Origin of the sequence: Pseudomonas sp. 2(2015) (assembly GCF_000955865.1) — a bacterium.
GTDB lineage: Bacteria > Pseudomonadota > Gammaproteobacteria > Pseudomonadales > Pseudomonadaceae > Aquipseudomonas.
In genome coordinates, this window is the sequence record NZ_JYOF01000015.1 from 71,607 (window position 1) to 90,302 (window position 18,696).

Genomic DNA, 18,696 nt, shown 5'->3' on the forward strand with positions numbered 1-18,696 from the left:
TGCATGTGCAGAATTAATTCTGCAATATGGAATGCGATTGCATCGCATCCACGTTTAGACGAGCCTGTGCCCGTTCTCGAACCCTTCCTGCCGCCCTTGTAGCAAAAGACCGATTGCCGATGAAAAAGCTCACCTTCGCGCCAATGCTTGCTGTTGCGGCGCTGATCCTGCTTGCCTGCAGCGCCGTTGGGCCGAGCCCGGCAAGTGCCGCCAGCGAGCCCGCCAAACCGCTGCGCATTGCTTCGACTTCGCCGAGTGTCACCGGCATCTTGCTGGCCATGGAGGCGCCACTGGTTGCCAGCGCGGCCACCACGCCGAGCCGGATGACCGACAGCAAGGGCTTTTTCAGCCAGTGGGCGGCGGTTGCGGATCAGCGCAAAGTCGAGGTGCTGTACCCCAACCTGGTGTTCGATATCGAGTCGGTGATCGGCGTCAATCCCGACCTGCTGGTACTGGTTGCCACTGGCGCCGATAGCGTCGTCCAGCACCAGGCCGAGCTTGAGGCCCAGGGCATCGCCACCGTCGTGGTCAATTATTCGAACCAGAGCTGGCAACAGATCGCTACCCGCCTTGGTCAGGCGGCGGGGCTGCAGGCGCAGGCAGCGGCGGCGATCAAGGATTTTGACGACTACACCGCGCGCGCCGCTGCCACGATCAAAGCGCCCGTGGGCGGGGTGAGTATCGTCGGCTACAACATTGGTGGCAGTTATTCTGTTGGCCGTGCGTCCAGCCCGCAGGCCCGCTTGTTCACCGCGCTGGGGATCAAGGTCGCGAGCCTGCCGCCGGCCATGAGCGGTGAGGTCACTCGCGCCGTCGACTTCGAGTTCATTTCCCGCGAAAACCTTTCGGCTGCGATCACCGGTGAAAGCGTGTTCCTGCTGGGTGGCACCGATGCCGATGTACAGGCGTTTGTTGCCGACCCGCTGCTGGCCAACCTGCCGGCGGTGGTGCAGAAAAAGGTCTACGCGCTGGGCCCGACTTCGTTTCGTATCGACTACTACTCTGGCCGGCAGATGATCGATACCGTCGCCCGGCACCTGCGCTGAGTCATGGCGACTGCCGTGTTGCCCGCCATGGTTTTCAATCGCCAACGGCGCATGCGCTCATCGGGGCTGCTGTGCGGCCTGGGCGTGCTTGCGCTGGTCGCCGCCTGCAGCTTGCTGATCGGTTCGCGCAGCATCGCTCTTGGCGAAATCGCCGATGCCTTCTGGGCGTATGACCCACAGAACAATCAGCATCTGGTGATTCGCGAACTGCGTGTTCCGCGCACTCTGGTGGCGATTCTCGCAGGCCTGGCCCTGGGCGTGGCCGGGGCGCTGATGCAGGCGCTGACGCGTAACCCGCTGGCCGAACCCGGGCTGCTGGGCATCAACGCCGGTGCGGCGCTGGCAGTGATCATCGCTGTCACCCTGTTCAAGCTGGTGAGCATTGTCGAGTATGTCGGCTTTGCCTTTGCCGGCGCCGGGCTGGCCGGCGTTGCCGTGTTCGTCCTGGGCCAGGCCCACGAAACCGGGACCAATCCGGTGCGCCTGGTGCTGGCTGGGGCAGGCTTGTCGGTGATGCTGGTGTCGATCACTGGCATCATCCTGCTCAATGCTCCCCTTGAGGTATTCGACAGTTTTCGCAAATGGTCGGCAGGCTCGGTCGAAGGCAGCGGCTTGCAGACCCTTGGCGTGCTGGCGGTGGTCGTTGCAGTCGGGCTGGCGCTGGCCATCGCCATGGTCGGCAACCTCAATGCCATGGCCCTGGGCGCGGATCTTGGCCGGGCGCTCGGCGTCAATCTTCGCGCCACCTGGCTGCTCGCGTGCCTGGCGGTGATGTTGCTGGCCGGGGCAGCAACAGCGGCGGCCGGGCCGATTGGTTTCGTCGGCCTGCTCGCGCCGCACCTGGCCCGGCGGCTGGTGGGGCCTGATTACCGCTGGATCCTGCCGTATGCCGGGTTGTTGGCGGCGATCCTGCTGCTGGGCGCCGATGTGATCGGTAGGGTCGTGGCGGCGCCAGCGGAAGTCGCGGCCGGGATCATTGCCCTGTTGATCGGCGGGCCGTTCTTCATCGTCATCGTGCGCAGGTTCCGGATGAGTCGGTCATGACGGGTGCGGTGCTGCGCCTGGGCAATTACTCGTTGCGTTGGCGGCCTCGGGTTGCGGTGGTGTGTGCGCTGTTGGCGCTATTGGCGGCAGGGCTGGCGATCATGTTGCTGGGCGTAGGTTCGTTGTCGCTGACACCAGGTCAGGTGTTTGACAGCCTGTTCGCAGGTGGTGGCAACCCGACCGCCGAGCGGATCGTTCAACGGGTTCGCTTGCCCCGAGTGCTGACGGCGTTGCTGGTCGGCGGCGCGCTGGGCATGGCCGGTTCAATTTTCCAGTCGATCTCGCGCAACGCCCTTGGTTCGCCGGATATCATCGGCTTTACCACCGGCGCTGCCAGCGGTGCCATCGTGCAGATCATCCTGTTTGATGCCGGCCCCCTGGGTACCTCGCTGGCGGCGGTGCTGGCGGGGGTGGGCACGGCCTTGCTGGTGTTCGTGCTGTCGATGCGCGGGCGCAGCACTGGTGGCTATCGCCTGGTGCTGGTGGGGATTGGCGTGGGGGCGATGCTCTCGGGGCTCAACACCGTACTGCTGGTGATGGGCGACCTTGACCGGGCGATGTCGGCGCAAATCTGGCTGGCCGGCTCGCTCAACACCCGGACCTGGTCTCACGTGCTACCAGCAGCACTGGGTTTCATCGCCATCGTGCCCGTGGTGATTGGCCATGCGCGACACATCGACCTGTTGGAATTGGGCGATGACAGCGCCAGTCAGCTCGGCATTGCCCCGCAGCGTACGCGGCTGATCATGGTATTGGCGGCTGTGGGCTTGACCGCGATTGCCACGGCGGCAGCGGGCCCCATCGCCTTTGTCGCCCTGGCTGCCCCGCAACTGGCCAGGCGTCTGACTGCTGCACCAGAAGTGCCGCTGTTGTCTGGCGCGTTGATGGGCGCGGTGTTGTTGCTGGTGGCCGACCTGATCAGTCAGCGCCTGGCCTTCAATCTCAACCTGCCCATTGGCTTGACCACGGGTTTGCTCGGTGGTTTCTATCTGCTGTGGTTGTTGTCGCGCAGCAGGCGGGTTTGAGCCAGGCAATAAAAAAGGCCAATGCACGGGCATTGGCCTTGAGTGATTGAGCCACGCAATCAGGAAGCGTCAGCTGCCATCTCGGCGTCATGGGCAATCAACGACACCAGCGCGTTTTGCTGGCGATGGGAAAGCTGGCGGAAACGTTGCAGCAGTTCGCGTTCGTGCAGGGACAGTTCCGGGCTGTCCAGACGCATGCTCAGTTCTTCACCCAGCGCACCTTCCTGAATAAGGCTCTGCTCCAGGCGAGCGATGATTTCCGAGTTCATGCTGCGGTGGTGGTTGCGCGCTACCTCGGCAATGCGCTCACGCATTCCGTCGGGGAGGCGGACGACGAATTTGTCAGCGGTGCGGCTTGAGTAAATAGCCTGTTTCATTGGGCGCATATAATTGACCGGTTTAGTTCAGGGGGAAGCGGTTCTCGAAATTGGCCGCACGATGTCACTACGACCATCCCGGCGTCAAAATGTTCAACCTGAATTGTGAATGAGGCGTGAATCATGCCTCATTATCGCCGGTTCCTTGGCGTCAATTCTGTGACAAATATTGAACCGGATAAAGGCGTTTTGCCAGTACCAATTATCAGAAATGAGTACTGGTTTGAAAAGTTTTCATTTTCTCTTTTTCCGCGCCTGCAGACCTTCGTCGACAACGCCATGCATCAGGCAGAAAAGGCCATGGAAAGCGTCTAGAATGCGCGTGCTTTCCTACCATTGAGCATAGTGGCTATGCAGCATGACGCAAGCGCGACGCGGCGTACAGCGAACCCGGGTCGCCTGGTGTACCTGATGGGACCCTCGGGGGCTGGCAAAGATTCCCTTATCGATGCAGCGCGCGCTCAATTGCAGCGCCTGAACGTGCACATCGCCCGGCGGGTGATCACCCGCTCGGCCGAGGCCAAGGGTGAAGACGCCGTCGGTGTTTCCCTCGAAGAGTTCCAGCGCCTGAGCGCCGAGGGCGCCTTTGCCCTGCAGTGGCAGGCCAATGGCCTGGCCTATGGCATACCGTTGCAAATCGATGCCTGGCTGGCTGCAGGGCACGCGGTTTTGGTCAATGGCTCGCGCGCGCATCTGCAGCAGGCGCGTGAACGCTATCCCGACCTGTTGCCGGTGCTGCTGCGGGTCGACCATCACGTACTGCGCCAGCGCCTGCTGGATCGCGGCCGGGAAACTGCGCAAGACATCGAGCAGCGCCTGGCGCGGGCGCAGCAGGTGAGGGTAGAAGAAGGCGAGGTGCAAGTACTGGACAACTCCAGCTCGCTGGACGAGGCGGTGCAGCGCTTGCTTGGGCTGTTGCGCGAACAGGGTGTGCCTGGCCTGGGTTGAAGCCTAGAACGCCAGCCGTTCGCTGCTTGCAAGCGGTGCGCTTTGCACGTGCGCAGCCTGTGCGCCGAACACGGCCAGTTGCGCTTTCATCGCCGGTGCCGCATGGGCTTGTGCCGCAGTGGCGATGCTGTCGGGTTGCACCACCAGGCCAACCAGGGTAGCCAGGGCCAGGGCGTTGAGCAGAAGCAGGGTGCTGTTCATGGACATACTCCGCAAAGGCGGGGCGGGGCCCCGAGCCACGTGTCATGAACTAGACAATGCACACTGCATGCCAGCCTCTTTATCGTGTTTTATCCTTTAAAATCAGAGGCTTAAGCTGGTTTTTTGTGCGCTTTTGCGTGCAATCTGCAATGATGGCTGACTGCCTCATTGCAGATTGCACGATCCGTTGAAAAACCCACAGGCAAAAAGCCCCACGGATGACATGACAAATGCCGGCCTGCTGGTTAACATGCACGCCGTCCTTGCCGCGCGACGCCCGTTGCCGGCTCTGTGTCTCAGTAGCTCAATTGGATAGAGCATCCCCCTCCTAAGGGGAAGGTTGGCAGTTCGAACCTGCCCTGGGACACCATCTCACTTTCGCCTCTCTGGCCATTCTTCGGACTGCTGCGTTTCTTTGCGGCAACGGCGCAGCTGCATGAAGAGTCAATAAAGCCCTGAAAATGAAAAGACTAATCATCGCTGCGCTCGGGATTCTATCGTTGACTCAGGCATCCGCGTCCTTGGCGGATAATGCCAATGGCAAACAGCTCTTTTTGCAACGATGCGCCATGTGCCATGGGGCAGACATCAAGGGGACCGGGCCCTTGGCGAACAAAAGCAACCCGCCCACCCCTGATCTGACCACCTCGGCATTCAAGAAACGCTTGAAAGACTACCCGGGCGTTATCGTCTCATCGGTAATACTTCGCCCCAACGGCGACTTGATCCCCAGAACGCTGCGCGAGAATGGTGTGAAGGTGGCGCCGTACGCTTGGCGAGTTCAGGATTTTCGCGATTTGAATCAATACATGAGTGCGGTGATTGGCAACACTCGATGATGCCTGGTGTCAGGCCGCAGCAACAGCTGCGGCCTGGGATCTACCAATCCTGGCGCAACGGCAACGGTCCTTCATGGGATGCAAATGACGGCAGCACTTCTTCTGCCAGCTCCTGAATCACCTCCGCCGCCGGGCGCTGGCAAAACTGAATGCCCAGTGCCGCATGATTGACCCCCGCATCCTGCCATTCCCCGAGCAGATCAATCAGCCCCTTGCGCCCGGTCCTCAGCACGTAGCCGCCTTGCATCGCCGTGCGCGGAAAATCGGGGTTGGCGTCCAGATCGATCCACTCGTTGGTCACGTGCGGGCGAAAGCCGCCGCCGGGAATGCAGTCGCGCCAGGCGCGGATTTTCTCGGCCAGGCGCCGGGGGCCGAGGATGTTTTCAGTCGCATCAGGGAAGGTCAGCCAGCCATCGGCCTGTTCGCCCAGCCACTGCATGGATTGGCGCGAGCTGCCGGTGACCAGCAGCGGGATGGCGCCGCCAACGGGCTTGGGCAGCAGTTGCGCGCCGCTCATTTGGCCGAGGGTTGATTCAATCGGGTGGTCGCCCTTGTGCAGCAGTTGGCGGAAATAGTTCACGGCCTCGGCAAAGCGTTCGCCGCGCTCAGCATGATCCAGACCGTAGGCGGGAAACTCCACCGGCCGATCCCCGGAAGCGATGCCCATCACCAGGCGCCCGCCTGACAGCTGGTCGATGGTGCAGGCGGCTTTGGCCAGGTCGATCGGGTGGCGCAAGGCGAAGATCGCGCTGCCCGTGGCCAGGGCGATGCGCCGGGTGTGCGCGGCCAGGTAGCTCAAGTAGGCAAAGGGGTCGAACAGCTGGCCGGCATCGCCGAAGTGCCGATCGTACAGCGGCACATCGCGCACCCAGACGCCGGCGAAGCCCAGGCGGTCGATGTCGCTGACCAGCGCGGCCTGGCCAGTGAGCACGGCCATGTCGCCGCGATAGAAGCGCAGCGGCAGGAAGATCCCCAGGGTCAGGCGGTCGGCGGCGAACATGCGTCGATAGCCAGGGTGGTGGGCGAAGGCGTGGGCGCTGGCGCCGTTCAGGGTTGGGTTCATCGGTTAATTCCTTTTAGTCCTTCAGGGGCCGGTTGCGGGGGCGGGCAGGCGGATACCGCGCTGCACGGCAGGGCGTTGACTGACGCGTTCATGCCAGGCGCTCAGGTGTCGGTAGTGGCTGAAATCAAAGTCGATGATCCGGGCGATATGGGTCCAGCCGAAGGTGGCAATGTCGGCGATCGAGTAACTGCTGCCCGCCAGCCAGGGCCGGTCGGTCAGGCGCTGGTCGAGGGTGCTGAATACCTCTTCGCTCAGGCGCCGGTAGCGGGCGATGGCTTCGGGGCAGGGCTGTTCGGCGAACCGTTCGAAATGCACGCGCTGGCCGAGAATCGGCCCCATGCTCGCCGCGTGAAACTGCAACCAGGTGATGGCCGCCCAGCGTTCACAGGGGGAATCGGGCAGCAGGCGTGCGCTCTTGTCGGCCAGGTACAAAAGGATCGACGCTGACTCAAACAGAGTGACATCGCGCTCGGGATCAACCAGCACCGGAATGCGGCCATGAGGGTTGAGTGCGAGAAACTCAGGCAGGCGATGCTCGCCATGGTCGATCTGTACATGCTTGAGGGTGTAGGGCAGCCCCAGCTCTTCGAGGGCGATGGTGATCTTGAAGCCATTAGGTGAGCTATCGCTATACAGAATTAGCGGCATGGGCTTTCTCTTCAGGAGTGATCAGAGACGGGCTATGCTAGGCGCGCCTGGGCTGCTTGAAAAACGATCAATCCTGCGCTTTGGCGATAGTTTTTCTAAACCATGGAGAGGGTAAAAATGGGCGCAGTTCTACCGTTGTTGGCATTGCGGGCCTTCACTGAAGCGGCCCGGCTGGGCAGCCTCAAGGCCGCCGCTGCGCACATGGGGGTTACGCCTGGGGCGGTCAGCCAGCAGGTGCGCCTGCTCGAGGAGCGCATGGGCGTGGTGCTGTTCGTGCGCGGTCGCCATGGCGTGCACCTTAGCGAAGCCGGTGCGCGGGTGTACCCGGGGCTGCTCAGGGGATTCGATCAGATCGAGGCGTCGCTGGCGTTGCTGGAGCAACTGGCGCCAGGCAAGGCTCTGACCATCAGCACCGTACCGTCGTTTGCCGCCTCCTGGCTGGTGCCGCGTTTAGGGCGCTTCAACGCCTTGCACCCGCAGATCGAAGTGCGCGTCGAGGCCTCGGCCAAGCTGGTGGATTTTCACCGCGAGCGCATTGACGTCGCCCTGCGCCATGGCCTGGGGCAGTATCCGGGGCTGGAGTCCGTGCGCCTGATGGCGCCGGTTTTGCTGCCGGTGGCCAGCCCGCAGTTGCTGGCCCAAGGGCCGGCCGTGAAACGGCCCGCCGATTGCCTGAAGTACCCGTTGTTGCACGATGCCGATCGCGCTGACTGGATGCTCTGGCTGCAGGCCCATGGCGTTGCCGAGGACCCGCGGGCAGCACGCGGTGCGAGTTTCGAGGATGACCTGCTGTTACTGCGTGCCGCGGCTGCAGGCCAGGGCATCGCCCTGGTGCAGGACACCCACGCGGCTGAAGACCTGGCCAGCGGCAAGCTGCAGATGGCCCTCGACAAACCCTGGCCAGCGCGTTTTGCCTACTACCTGGTGTGCCGTCAGGACGCCTTGCAGCGCCCCGAGGTTCAGGCCTTCGCCGATTGGGTCAGGGCCGAGGCTGACGCCAGGTCCTGATCCTTTGCGTCATCGCTGCCGCCCTGGGTGGCGGTCAGGTTGGCCACCAGCTTGGCTGACATCGCCGGGCCTTGCAGTTCGGAGTTCAGGCTGGCCAGCGACTCAAGCTCGGTCTGCTTTTTCATCTGCTCGGCAATCTTGCGCTCGATCTTGTCCTTTTCCGCCGGCGGCAGGGCTTCGAACTCTTCCTGGCTGATGCCCAGCTCATTGAGCAGCTTGAGCTTGATCTTCTCTGCCGGGCTCAGGGCCATGTACTCGCGAAATTGCTGGGCAGCGCTCTTGCCGGTTTCGCTGGCGCTGATTGTGGCTTGCTCGCGCATGTCCACGTCGGGGTTCTGCAGTTGCACCTTGAGCTTGGCGAAGGCTTCCTCGCGGGCGTCTTCGGCACTTTGCTGGGAGGTGTTGGCCTGGCTTTGCTGCTGGCGGTTGGCACTGCTGGTTGGCACCGGCGGGCGGAACTGGGCCTGTTCGGCGGCGGCTTCGGCCACGCCACGGGTCGGGTTGATGACTGGCGTGTGGACGCCGAGGGCATTGATGCTACTCACCTGATCACTCTCCTTGATGGATGCAAGTTGACCTTCGATCGATGGCAAGTCTTGTGCCAGCTCTGCTGACAGGCTTACGCGCTAGTATATTCAGGGGGTGGCGCTGTACGGCGGCTGGTGAATCGGCGCATGCTTTGCCCCGAAGAGGTAAACCCTTGCCGTCAGCGGCAAGTCATTTCAAACCGGCAGCACCAACATCCGGCTGGGGCGTAGTTGCCTGGACAAGGGAGATCGTCCATGACTCAAACGTCAGACACACCACCATTGAAGGCCCCGCTGGGCGACTTCAGGGAAGAACAGTTGCACACCCTGCTGGACCTGATCAGCGACGGTATCTGGGACTGGAATGCCAATACCGGCTACGTCTACCGCAACCCCGGCTGGTACCGGATGCTCGGCTACCCCAGCCACTCGCTGGACAACACCGTACTGACCTGGGAAGGCGTGATCCACCCCGAGGACTACCCGCGGGTGATGAGCCATTTCGAGGACTACATCAGCGACCGCTCCGACCAGTACCGCATCGAGTACCGTTGCCGTTGCCAGGACGGCAACTTCCTGTGGATCGAGGACAGCGGTCACATCATTGAGCGCAACCCGGATGGTTCGGTGGCGCGGATGCTCGGCGCTCATCGCAATATCGACGATGGCAAGCGCCTGGTCGAGCAACTGCAGCTGGAAAACCTGTCGCTGGAAGCGCAGATCGCCGAGCGCACCCGCGAGCTGTCGTGGGTCAACCAGCAACTGCAGCGCCAGCTCGACGAGAACCGCGACCTGGCCGAACGCGACGCGCTGACCTTGGTGGCCAACCGTTACCGCCTGGAAAAGGTCCTGCAGCAAGAGTGCGAGCGGGCACGGCGGTTTCGCCAGCCGCTAGCGCTGATTGTCATGGATATCGACGACTTCAAGCCGATCAACGATCAGTATGGCCATGCCCAGGGTGACCAGGCGCTGATCGCATCGGTTGAGCGGATCAAGGTTTGCCTGCGTGCCGGTGACTTGCTGGCACGCTGGGGCGGTGATGAGTTCGTGGCAGTGCTGCCGGGCACCCAGCGCGAAGAGGCATTGCAACTGGCGCGGCAGATTCGCCAGGCGCTGGAGCAGGCGCCGCCGGTGGGCGAGCGATTGCTGACCATGAGTTATGGCGTGGTCGAATGGCTGGAGGGTGAAGGGCAAGCGCAATTGCTGGGCCGCGCGGACCAGGCGCTGTACCGGGCCAAGGCGGCCGGCAAGGATGAGATCGGTGAATGAAAAAGGACCCGCTGCACGGGGCAGCGGGTCAAATCGGCCTCAGCCGCTTCAGTGTCTACAGATGCAGGGCGTGACCCAGGGCGCGTAGCGCCGCTTCCTGCACCGCCTCACCCAGGGTCGGGTGAGCGTGGATGGTACCGGCCACATCTTCCAGGCAAGCGCCCATCTCCAGTGACTGGGCAAAGGCTGTGGACAGTTCCGAGACGCCCACGCCAACCGCTTGCCAGCCAAGGATCAGGTGGTTGTCACGACGGGCGACCACGCGCACGAAGCCGCTTTTCGATTCCAGGGTCATGGCCCGGCCGTTGGCGGCGAACGGGAACTGCGTGACGATGCAGTCCAGGCCCTCCTGCTCGATCTGTTCCGGGGTCTTGCCGACGACCACCAGTTCCGGGTCGGTGAAGCACACCGCGGCAATCGCGGCCGGCTCGAAGCGCCGCGATTTGCCGGCAATGAGTTCGGCAACCATCTCACCCTGGGCCATGGCCCGGTGGGCGAGCATTGGTTCACCGCTGATATCGCCGATGGCCCAGACGTTGAGCATGCTGGTCTGGCATTGCTCGTCGATGGCCACCGCCGAGCCGTTCATCTTCAGCGCCAGGCTTTCCAGGTTGAAGCCCTGGGTACGTGGCTTGCGGCCGACCGCGACCAGCACCTGGTCGGTGCTCAGTTGCAGCAGTTCGCCTTCGGGCGTGCGCACCTGCAAGGCCTGGTGGCCGGCATCGAAGCCTTCGACGCTGTGCTTGAGGTAGAGCTTGATCCCCAGCTTCTTGATCGACTCGGCCACCGGCGCGGTCAGTTCGCTGTCGTAGGTCGGCAGGATGCGCTCGCGGGCTTCGACCACGCTGACCTCGACGCCGAGCTTGCGGTAGGCGATGCCCAGCTCCAGGCCGATGTAACCACCGCCGACCACGGTCAGGTGCTTGGGCAGGGTTTTCGGGGCCAGAGCTTCAGTGGAGGAGATGATCGGGCCGCCCAATGGCAGCATCGGCAGTTCAACGCTGCTGGAACCGGTGGCCAGCAACAGGTGTTCGCACTGGATGCGCTGGCCGTCGACCTCGACGTGCTTGCCGTCGAGAATTTTTGCCCAGCCATGGATCACCTTGACCCCGTGCTTTTTCAGCAGGGCGGCGACGCCGCTGGTCAGGCGATCGACGATACCGTCTTTCCAGGCCACGCTCTGGGTGATGTCCAGGCTCGGTGGCGAGACCTTGATGCCCAGGCTCGACTGCTGGCTGTGCTGCTGGGTCTGGTGGAACTGCTCGGCGACGTGAATCAGCGCTTTGGACGGAATGCAGCCGATGTTCAGGCAGGTGCCACCCAGGGCCTGGCCTTCGACCAGTACCGTGGGAATGCCCAGCTGGCCGGCGCGAATGGCGGCGACGTAGCCGCCGGGGCCGCCGCCGATGATCAGCAGGGTAGTGTTGAGCGTCTGTTGCATGGTCACTCCACAAACAGGCTGGCAGGTTGTTCGAGCAGGCCGCGGATGGCCTGGATGAAGAGTGCCGCGTCCATGCCGTCGACCACCCGGTGATCGAACGAGCTGGAGAGGTTCATCATCTTGCGAATGACGATCTGGCCATTGATGACCATCGGCCGTTCAACCATGCGGTTGACCCCGACAATCGCCACTTCCGGGGTGTTGACCACCGGCGTCGAGACGATGCCGCCAAGGGCGCCGAGGCTGGTCAGGGTGATGGTCGAGCCTGACAGTTCTTCACGGCTGGCCTTGTTGCCGCGGGCGGCATTGGCCAGGCGCACGATCTCGCCGGCGTTGCTCCACAGGCTGCCGGCTTCGGCGTGGCGCAGCACCGGCACCATCAGGCCGTTGTCGCCCTGGGTGGCGATGCCGACATGCACTGCGCCGTGGCGGGTGATGAGCTGGCCTTCATCGTCGTAGGTGGCGTTGATCTGCGGGAACTCGCGCAGGGCAACGACCATGGCGCGCACCAGGAATGGCAGCAGGGTCAGCTTGCCACGGCTGTCGCCCCACTTCTTGTTCAAGTGCAGGCGCAGCTCTTCAAGGGCGGTGACGTCGATTTCCTCGACGTAGCTGAAGTGGGCGACGCGGCGCTTGGCATCCTGCATGCGCTGGGCAATCTTGCGGCGCAGGCCGATCACCGGGATCTGCTCGCTGTCGCTGCGTTTGGCGTACCCGCCCGGGGCACTCTGGGTGCTGGTGGTGGGCTGGGCCAGGAAGGCGTCGAGGTCGTCGTGCAGGATGCGCCCGGCCGGGCCGCTGCCGTGTACGTAGCGCAGCTCGATACCAGCGTCCAGCGCGCGCTTGCGCACCGCGGGCGAGGCCAGTGGGCGGTCGTGGGCTTGGCGCGGGACGATGGCGGCGGGCTGGTGGGCCGAGGCTGCGGGGGCAGCAGCAGGCACTGATGCAGCAGGTTTCGGCTCGGGTTCAGGGGCCTTGGCGGTGACTGCGGGGGCCTCTTCGCGGGGCAAGCCCGCTCCTACGTTGCCGGCGCCTTCGACTTCGATGCGGATCAGCTCGCTGCCGACCGCCATGACTTCACCGGGCTGGCCGCCCAGGGCCAGCACCTTGCCGCTGACCGGCGAAGGGATTTCGACGGTGGCCTTGTCGGTCATGACATCGGCCACGACCTGATCTTCTGTGACGGTGTCGCCAACTTTGACGAACCATTCCACCAGTTCAACTTGTGCGATGCCTTCACCGATATCCGGCATCTTGATGACGTGCGTGCCCATTCAGACCTCCATGACCCGTTTCAATGCCGCGCCCACTCGCGAAGGGCCGGGGAAATACGCCCACTCCTGCGCGTGCGGGTAGGGGGTATCCCAGCCGGTGACGCGTTCGATCGGGGCTTCGAGGTGATGGAAGCAGTGTTCCTGGACCAGCGCGATCAGCTCGGCGCCAAAACCGCAGGTGCGCGTGGCTTCATGCACCACCACACAGCGGCCGGTCTTTTTCACCGAGGCGACGATGGTTTCCAGGTCCAGCGGCCACAGGCTGCGCAGGTCGATGACTTCGGCATCGACGCCGGTTTCTTCAGCGGCCACCTGCGAGACATAGACGGTGGTGCCATAGGTCAGCACGGTGACGTCCTTGCCCGGGCGGGTGATCGCCGCCTTGTCCAGCGGTACGGTGTAGTAGCCATCCGGCACGGCGCTGGCCGGGTGTTTCGACCACGGCGTTACCGGGCGGTCGTGGTGGCCGTCGAACGGGCCGTTGTACAGGCGCTTGGGCTCGAGGAAAATCACCGGGTCGTCGTTCTCGATCGAGGCGATCAGCAGGCCCTTGGCGTCATAGGGGTTGGACGGCATCACGGTGCGCAGGCCGCAGACCTGGGTGAACATCGCCTCGGGGCTCTGGCTGTGCGTCTGGCCGCCGTAGATACCACCACCGCAAGGCATGCGCAGGGTCAGCGGGGCGACGAACTCGCCGGCCGAGCGATAGCGCAGGCGGGCCATTTCCGAAACGATCTGGTCGGAGGCCGGGTAGAAGTAGTCGGCGAACTGGATTTCCACCACCGGGCGCAGGCCGTAGGCACCCATGCCCACGGCGGTGCCGACGATGCCGCTTTCGGAGATCGGTGCATCGAACACCCGCGACTTGCCGTACTTGGTCTGCAGGCCTTCGGTGCAACGGAACACGCCACCGAAGTAGCCGACGTCCTGGCCATAGACGACTACGTCTTCATCGCGCTCTAGCATGATGTCCATGGCCGAGCGCAGGGCCTGGATCATGGTCATGGTGGTGGTCGCCATGGCGGTTTCCAACTGGATTGAAGTGTTGTGATCGTTCATGTCAGATCCCCAGTTCCTGGCGCTGCCGGCGCAGGTGCTCCGGCATCTCCTTGTAGACATCCTCGAACATAGACGCCGGGCTTGGCATCTGGCCACCGGCCAGGGTGCCGTACTGCTCAGCTTCTTTTTGCGCCTTGATGATCTCGGCTTCGAGCTCGGCGCTGACCGCCTGGTGCTCTTCCTCGGACCAGTGACCGATGGCGATCAGGTGCTGTTTGAGGCGGGCGATCGGGTCGCCCAGGGGGAAGTGACTCCAGTCGTCGGCCGGGCGGTACTTGGATGGATCGTCCGAGGTCGAGTGCGGGCCGGCGCGGTAGGTGACCCATTCGATCAGCGTCGGGCCCAGGCCGCGGCGGGCGCGTTCGGCGGCCCAGCGTGAAGCGGCGTAGACAGCGATGAAGTCGTTGCCGTCGACACGCAAGGAGGCAATGCCACAACCTACGCCACGCCCGGCGAAGGTGGTCGATTCACCGCCGGCGATGGCCTGGAAGGTCGAGATCGCCCACTGGTTGTTGACCACGTTGAGGATCACCGGCGCGCGGTAGACGTGGGCGAAGGTCAGGGCGGTGTGGAAATCCGATTCGGCGGTGGCGCCGTCACCGATCCAGGCCGAGGCGATCTTGGTATCGCCCTTGATGGCCGAAGCCATGGCCCAGCCGACCGCCTGGACGAACTGGGTCGCCAGGTTGCCGCTGATGGTGAAGAAGCCGGCTTCGCGCACCGAGTACATGATCGGCAACTGGCGCCCCTTGAGCGGATCGCGCTCGTTGGACAGCAGCTGGCAGATCATCTCTACCAGCGACACGTCGCGGGCCATGAGGATGCTTTGCTGGCGGTAGGTGGGAAAGCACATGTCGCTGCGGTTCAGGGCCATGGCCTGGCCGCTGCCGATGGCTTCTTCACCCAGGCTCTGCATGTAGAACGACATCTTCTTCTGCCGCTGGGCTACCACCATGCGGCTGTCGAACAGCCGGGTCTTGAGCATGGTGCGCATGCCCTGGCGCAGGACTTCGGGGCTGACGTCCTCGGCCCAGGGGCCCAGGGCATTGCCCTTGTCATCCAGCACCCGGATCAGGCTAGAGGAGATGTCCGCGGTATCGGCGGCTTCTACATCGACGGGAGGTTTACGAACCTGACCGGCATCGGTCAGACGCAGGTAGGAGAAATCAGTCTGGCAGCCTGGCCGGCCTGTAGGCTCGGGCACATGCAAACGCAGGGGGGCGTACTCGTTCATGCTTTTTTACGCTCGCTCTGTCTTGTGTTTTTGTTGAGCTTTGAAGCGGTCGCTGCTGACACCCGGCTTGTGACCAGGGAGTCAGTCTTGTCCTACATGATATTCCGGCGCCTGAAGAATATTTTTCTCAACTTCGTTGCCTTTGCCTCGGCTAGCGGATAAACATTCCTTATAAAGACAAAAAACAGGTGATTTTCTCTCATGCGCAAACTGGATCGTACGGATATCGGCATTCTCAACAGCCTCCAGGAAAATGCCCGTATCACCAACGCCGAGCTGGCGCGCTCGGTGAATCTCTCGCCAACCCCCTGCTTCAACCGGGTCAAGGCCATGGAGGAACTCGGGGTGATTCGCCAGCAGGTGACCTTGCTGGCGCCGGAGGTGCTGGGCCTGGATGTCAACGTGTTCATCCATGTCAGCCTGGAGAAACAGGTCGAGCAATCGCTGCATCGCTTCGAAGAAGAAATCGCCGAGCGCCCGGAGGTCATGGAGTGCTACCTGATGACCGGTGACCCGGATTACCTGCTGCGCGTGCTGCTGCCGAGCATCCAGGCCCTGGAGCGTTTTCTCGACTACCTGACCCGCCTGCCGGGGGTGGCCAACATCCGTTCGAGTTTTGCCTTGAAGCAGGTGCGCTACAAGACCGCGCTGCCGCTGCCAGCCAATGGCCTGACGCTGCCAGGTTAGCCCGTGTAGATAATTACGATCACATCGTCCGTTTGGCGCTTGAAATTTCGAACGGCCGGTGCCTATGTTGTAGCCGTCGCCGTTCCCGGCATGCGAAAACAACAAGGATAGAGTCATGACGACCAATGGCCAAAACTCTCTCGCCGAGCGATTGACGGGCATTGATGAGATCGAGTGCATTACCCCGGACCTCAATGGTGTACCGCGCGGCAAGGTGATGACCGCTGAAGGCTTTGTTGAAGGCCGGCGCCTGCAGATGGCCCGCGGTGTGCTGCTGCAATGCATCATGGGCGGGTACCCGGCGGCGCGTTTCTATGGCAGCGACGACGGCGACCTGGCGCTGGTCGCCGACCCGCAGCATATCTATCGCCTGCCCTGGAGCGACGAGCCACGGGCCCTGGCGATTTGCGATGCGCTCGAGCTTAGCGGTGAAAGCTCCGGGCTCTCCAGTCGAGGCCTGCTCAAGGCGGTAATTGCCCGTTACGCCGCTCGTGGCCTGGCGCCGGTGGTGGCGACCGAACTCGAGTTTTTTGTCTTCGCCCCCAACAGCGATCCCGACCAGCCGTTTTTGCCGCCGCTGGGCAAGGATGGTCGTCGCGAAGAAGGTCATTCGGCGTTCAGCGTCAGTTCCAACAACGGCCTGCGCCCGTTCTTCAGCGAGGTCTATCGCTGCATGGCGGCACTGGGCCTGCCGCGCGATACCTTCATGCACGAAATGGGCGTCAGCCAGTTCGAGATCAACCTGCTGCACGGCGATCCGCTGTTGCTGGCCGACCAGACCCTGTTGTTCAAGCACCTGCTCAAGGAAGTCGCGCTCAAGCATGGCCTGACCGTGGTGTGCATGGCCAAGCCACTGGCGCATACGCCGGGCAGTTCCATGCACATTCACCAGAGCGTGGTGGCGGTGGAGGGCGGGGGCAATGTCTTCAGCGATGCCGAGGGCAAGCCGACCCCGGCGTTCTATCACTTCATTGGCGGCCAGCAGGCGTGCATGGCCGACTTCACCGCCTTGTTCGCGCCGAACGTGAACTCCTACCAGCGCCTTTGCCACCCCTACGCATCACCGAACAATGCCTGCTGGTCCGAAGACAACCGCGCCGCCGGCCTGCGCATTCCGGCCAGCTCGCCAGTGGCGCGACGGGTCGAAAACCGCTTGCCAGGCGCCGATACCAACCCTTACCTGGCAATTGCCGCCAGTCTCGCCGCGGGGCTTTATGGCATCGAGCAGCAACTCGAACCGACGCCGGCGATCCAGGGCGAATTCGAGGTGCCGGATCATTTGAGCCTGCCATGTACCTTGCATGCGGCCCTGGAGCGTCTGAAGCGTAGCGAGCTTGCGCGGGAACTGTTCGGCAAGGAGTTCATCGAAGGCTACATCGCCACCAAGACCCTGGAGCTGACCAGCTTCTTCGATGAGATCACCCCGTGGGAGCGCCGCGTGCTGGCCGCGCAGGCATAACCGGCGAGGCGTTTTTGCCGGGGCAATCGCTCAGTTTCAAGGCAGGTGGCAGCGGTGTTGGTAAACACCCTGTCACCTGTTTTTTTATCTGCATCAACTGCAAGGCGGTTATTTTCACTTATGCTTTCAAGCAGTTTTTCCACCAGCTCAAGGAGCCGTTCGGGACGCTGATGCGACAGATCTGGAAGTCTTTTCGCGCGCTGTATTTCGCTGCGCTGATGATGTTGATCGGCTCCGGCTTGTTGAGTACCTACCTGGCCTTGCGCCTGGCTGCCGATCATGTCGACAGCCTCTGGGTCGGTGCGCTGATGGCCGCCAACTATTTCGGCCTGGCCCTGGGCGGCAAGATCGGCCACCGGCTGATTGCCCGGGTCGGGCATATCCGTGCCTATGCCACCTGCGCCGGCATTGTCGGCGCGGCGGTGCTCGGCCATGGCCTGGTCAGCTGGTTGCCGGCCTGGGTGCTGCTGCGGGTCATCGTCGGCCTGGGGATGATGTGCCAGTACATGGTCATCGAAAGCTGGCTCAACGAGCAGGCCGACGCCAAGCAGCGAGGTGCGGTGTTCAGTGGCTACATGATTGCCTCGTACCTGGGCCTGGTGCTCGGCCAGTTGATCCTGGTGGCGCACCCGCAGCTGGGCCTTGAACTGCTGATGCTGGTCGCCATGTGCTTCGCCCTGTGCCTGGTGCCGGTGGCACTCACCCGACGGATTCACCCGGCGCCATTGCGGCCGGCGCCGATGGAGCCGCGCTTCTTCATCAAACGGGTGCCGCAGTCGCTGAGTACCGTGCTGGGGGCCGGCCTGATCGTCGGCTCGTTCTACGGCCTGGCGCCGCTGTATGCGTCCAAGCAGGGGCTGAGCACCGAGCAGGTCGGTCTGTTCATGGGCTGCTGCATCTTCGCCGGTCTGCTGGTGCAGTGGCCGCTGGGCTGGTTGTCCGATCGCTATGACCGGGCCTTGCTGATTCGTAGCGTTGCCGTGGGCCTGGCGATTGTTGCCCTGCCGCTGGCGATCATGCCATCAGTGCCGCTGGAGGTATTGTTTGTCGCAGGCTTTGCCGTGTCGCTGCTGCAGTTCTGCCTGTATCCGCTGGCGGTGGCGTTTTCCAACGACCACGTCGAGGGCGAACGGCGGGTGTCGCTGACGGCGATGCTGCTGGTGACCTATGGCGTGGGCGCGAGTATCGGGCCGCTGGTGGCCGGGGTGTTGATGAAGGTGCTGGGCAACCAGATGCTCTATGCCTTCTTCGTTTTCTTTGCCCTGGTGCTGGTCTGGCGGATCCGCCCGAAAGCGGTGACCGGTTTGCACCAGGTCGACGATGCGCCGCTGCATCACGTGGCCATGCCGGCGGCAGGTTCACCGTTGTCGGCAGCGCTGGACCCACGGGTTGACGAGCAGGTGGTGCAGGATCAGATGCAGACGCCGGTGGCGGCTGAAGATACCGAGGCGCAGGAGGGGGATGACGCAGAGGTTGTGGCTGAAGAGGTCAAGCCGACACAGGTGTGATGCCATCGCGGGGCCCGTGGGAGCGGGCCCCGCGATGGG

Annotated in this window: 20 protein-coding genes and 1 tRNA gene; 12 read left to right on the forward strand and 9 right to left on the reverse strand. The window is 63.2% G+C overall.

Translation table 11 applies throughout. The features are described from left to right. Positions 1-113: 113 nt before the first annotated feature. Genes fepB through UB48_RS19910 form a run of 3 tightly spaced genes read left to right on the forward strand, consistent with a single transcriptional unit; the run spans position 114 to position 3,115 of the window. Positions 114-1,046 (forward strand): Fe2+-enterobactin ABC transporter substrate-binding protein, encoded by a 933-nt coding sequence (gene fepB / locus UB48_RS19900; RefSeq protein WP_230090828.1) that lies wholly within the window; start codon positions 114-116, stop codon positions 1,044-1,046. A gap of 3 nt (positions 1,047-1,049) precedes the next feature. Continuing rightward, positions 1,050-2,090: an iron ABC transporter permease gene (locus tag UB48_RS19905; RefSeq protein WP_045200187.1), complete on the forward strand. Its 1,041-nt coding sequence runs from the start codon at positions 1,050-1,052 to the stop codon at positions 2,088-2,090. After that, positions 2,087-3,115, forward strand: coding sequence for an iron chelate uptake ABC transporter family permease subunit (locus UB48_RS19910; protein WP_045200189.1), 1,029 nt, complete (start codon positions 2,087-2,089; stop codon positions 3,113-3,115). The genes UB48_RS19905 and UB48_RS19910 overlap by 4 nt, the downstream gene beginning before the upstream one ends. A gap of 59 nt (positions 3,116-3,174) precedes the next feature. Here UB48_RS19910 and UB48_RS19915 read toward each other — a convergent pair whose 3' ends face one another. Next, positions 3,175-3,501 (reverse strand): Arc family DNA-binding protein, encoded by a 327-nt coding sequence (locus UB48_RS19915; RefSeq protein WP_010226671.1) that lies wholly within the window; start codon positions 3,499-3,501, stop codon positions 3,175-3,177. A 114-nt stretch (positions 3,502-3,615) separates the two neighbouring features. On the opposite strand from UB48_RS19915, the gene UB48_RS27425 reads away from it, so the two are divergent. Beyond that, a complete protein-coding gene (locus UB48_RS27425; RefSeq protein ID WP_082075482.1) occupies positions 3,616-3,807 on the forward strand; it encodes a hypothetical protein in 192 nt (63 codons plus the stop codon). Positions 3,808-3,843: 36 nt separating this feature from the next. Next, positions 3,844-4,440 carry a phosphonate metabolism protein/1,5-bisphosphokinase (PRPP-forming) PhnN gene (gene phnN / locus UB48_RS19920; protein WP_045200192.1) on the forward strand — a complete coding sequence of 199 codons (597 nt, stop codon included), beginning with the start codon at positions 3,844-3,846 and terminating at the stop codon, positions 4,438-4,440. A 3-nt stretch (positions 4,441-4,443) separates the two neighbouring features. Here the strand turns inward: phnN and UB48_RS19925 are convergent, their stop codons facing one another. Beyond that, positions 4,444-4,641 (reverse strand): hypothetical protein, encoded by a 198-nt coding sequence (locus UB48_RS19925; protein WP_045200194.1) that lies wholly within the window; start codon positions 4,639-4,641, stop codon positions 4,444-4,446. A 293-nt stretch (positions 4,642-4,934) separates the two neighbouring features. On the opposite strand from UB48_RS19925, the gene UB48_RS19930 reads away from it, so the two are divergent. Both UB48_RS19930 and UB48_RS19935 read left to right on the forward strand, forming a co-directional pair. Beyond that, positions 4,935-5,011 (forward strand) — tRNA-Arg (locus tag UB48_RS19930). Between the two features lie 91 nt (positions 5,012-5,102). Further along, positions 5,103-5,480: a cytochrome c gene (locus UB48_RS19935; RefSeq protein ID WP_045200196.1), complete on the forward strand. Its 378-nt coding sequence runs from the start codon at positions 5,103-5,105 to the stop codon at positions 5,478-5,480. Positions 5,481-5,520: 40 nt separating this feature from the next. Here UB48_RS19935 and UB48_RS19940 read toward each other — a convergent pair whose 3' ends face one another. Then, positions 5,521-6,543, reverse strand: coding sequence for an LLM class oxidoreductase (locus UB48_RS19940; RefSeq protein WP_045200198.1), 1,023 nt, complete (start codon positions 6,541-6,543; stop codon positions 5,521-5,523). A gap of 21 nt (positions 6,544-6,564) precedes the next feature. Further along, complete coding sequence (locus UB48_RS19945) at positions 6,565-7,191, reverse strand: glutathione S-transferase family protein (protein ID WP_045200200.1); 627 nt, start codon at positions 7,189-7,191, stop codon at positions 6,565-6,567. 117 nt (positions 7,192-7,308) lie between these two features. Between UB48_RS19945 and UB48_RS19950 the strand changes: the two genes are divergently transcribed. Then, positions 7,309-8,199: a LysR substrate-binding domain-containing protein gene (locus tag UB48_RS19950; RefSeq protein WP_045200202.1), complete on the forward strand. Its 891-nt coding sequence runs from the start codon at positions 7,309-7,311 to the stop codon at positions 8,197-8,199. On the opposite strand, the gene UB48_RS19955 is transcribed toward UB48_RS19950, so the two are convergent. After that, the gene (locus UB48_RS19955) at positions 8,151-8,744 is read right to left on the reverse strand and encodes a hypothetical protein (RefSeq protein WP_176794287.1); all 594 of its coding nucleotides are present in this window, start codon (positions 8,742-8,744) and stop codon (positions 8,151-8,153) included. The genes UB48_RS19950 and UB48_RS19955 overlap by 49 nt on opposite strands. Positions 8,745-8,981: 237 nt before the next feature. On the opposite strand from UB48_RS19955, the gene UB48_RS19960 reads away from it, so the two are divergent. Next, on the forward strand, positions 8,982-9,995 hold the full coding sequence (locus UB48_RS19960; RefSeq protein WP_045200204.1) for a sensor domain-containing diguanylate cyclase: 1,014 nt from the start codon (positions 8,982-8,984) through the stop codon (positions 9,993-9,995). 55 nt (positions 9,996-10,050) lie between these two features. Here UB48_RS19960 and lpdA read toward each other — a convergent pair whose 3' ends face one another. Genes lpdA through UB48_RS19980 form a run of 4 tightly spaced genes read right to left on the reverse strand, consistent with a single transcriptional unit; the run spans position 10,051 to position 15,003 of the window. Continuing rightward, positions 10,051-11,436, reverse strand: coding sequence for a dihydrolipoyl dehydrogenase (gene lpdA / locus UB48_RS19965; protein ID WP_045200206.1), 1,386 nt, complete (start codon positions 11,434-11,436; stop codon positions 10,051-10,053). 2 nt (positions 11,437-11,438) lie between these two features. Next, a complete protein-coding gene (locus UB48_RS19970; protein ID WP_045200207.1) occupies positions 11,439-12,710 on the reverse strand; it encodes a dihydrolipoamide acetyltransferase family protein in 1,272 nt (423 codons plus the stop codon). Continuing rightward, on the reverse strand, positions 12,711-13,769 hold the full coding sequence (locus tag UB48_RS19975) for an alpha-ketoacid dehydrogenase subunit beta (protein ID WP_045200208.1): 1,059 nt from the start codon (positions 13,767-13,769) through the stop codon (positions 12,711-12,713). Between the two features lies 1 nt (position 13,770). Further along, positions 13,771-15,003 (reverse strand): 3-methyl-2-oxobutanoate dehydrogenase (2-methylpropanoyl-transferring) subunit alpha, encoded by a 1,233-nt coding sequence (locus tag UB48_RS19980; protein ID WP_045200210.1) that lies wholly within the window; start codon positions 15,001-15,003, stop codon positions 13,771-13,773. A gap of 201 nt (positions 15,004-15,204) precedes the next feature. Between UB48_RS19980 and bkdR the strand changes: the two genes are divergently transcribed. The 3 genes from bkdR (at position 15,205) to UB48_RS19995 (ending at position 18,657) form a co-directional block, all read left to right on the forward strand. Then, positions 15,205-15,690, forward strand: a complete 486-nt coding sequence (gene bkdR / locus UB48_RS19985) for a Bkd operon transcriptional regulator BkdR (RefSeq protein ID WP_045189126.1) — start codon at positions 15,205-15,207, stop codon at positions 15,688-15,690. Positions 15,691-15,907: 217 nt separating this feature from the next. Further along, positions 15,908-17,149, forward strand: a complete 1,242-nt coding sequence (locus UB48_RS19990) for a glutamine synthetase family protein (protein ID WP_176794338.1) — start codon at positions 15,908-15,910, stop codon at positions 17,147-17,149. A 170-nt stretch (positions 17,150-17,319) separates the two neighbouring features. Then, a complete protein-coding gene (locus tag UB48_RS19995) occupies positions 17,320-18,657 on the forward strand; it encodes an MFS transporter (protein ID WP_045200559.1) in 1,338 nt (445 codons plus the stop codon). Positions 18,658-18,696 lie beyond the last annotated feature (39 nt).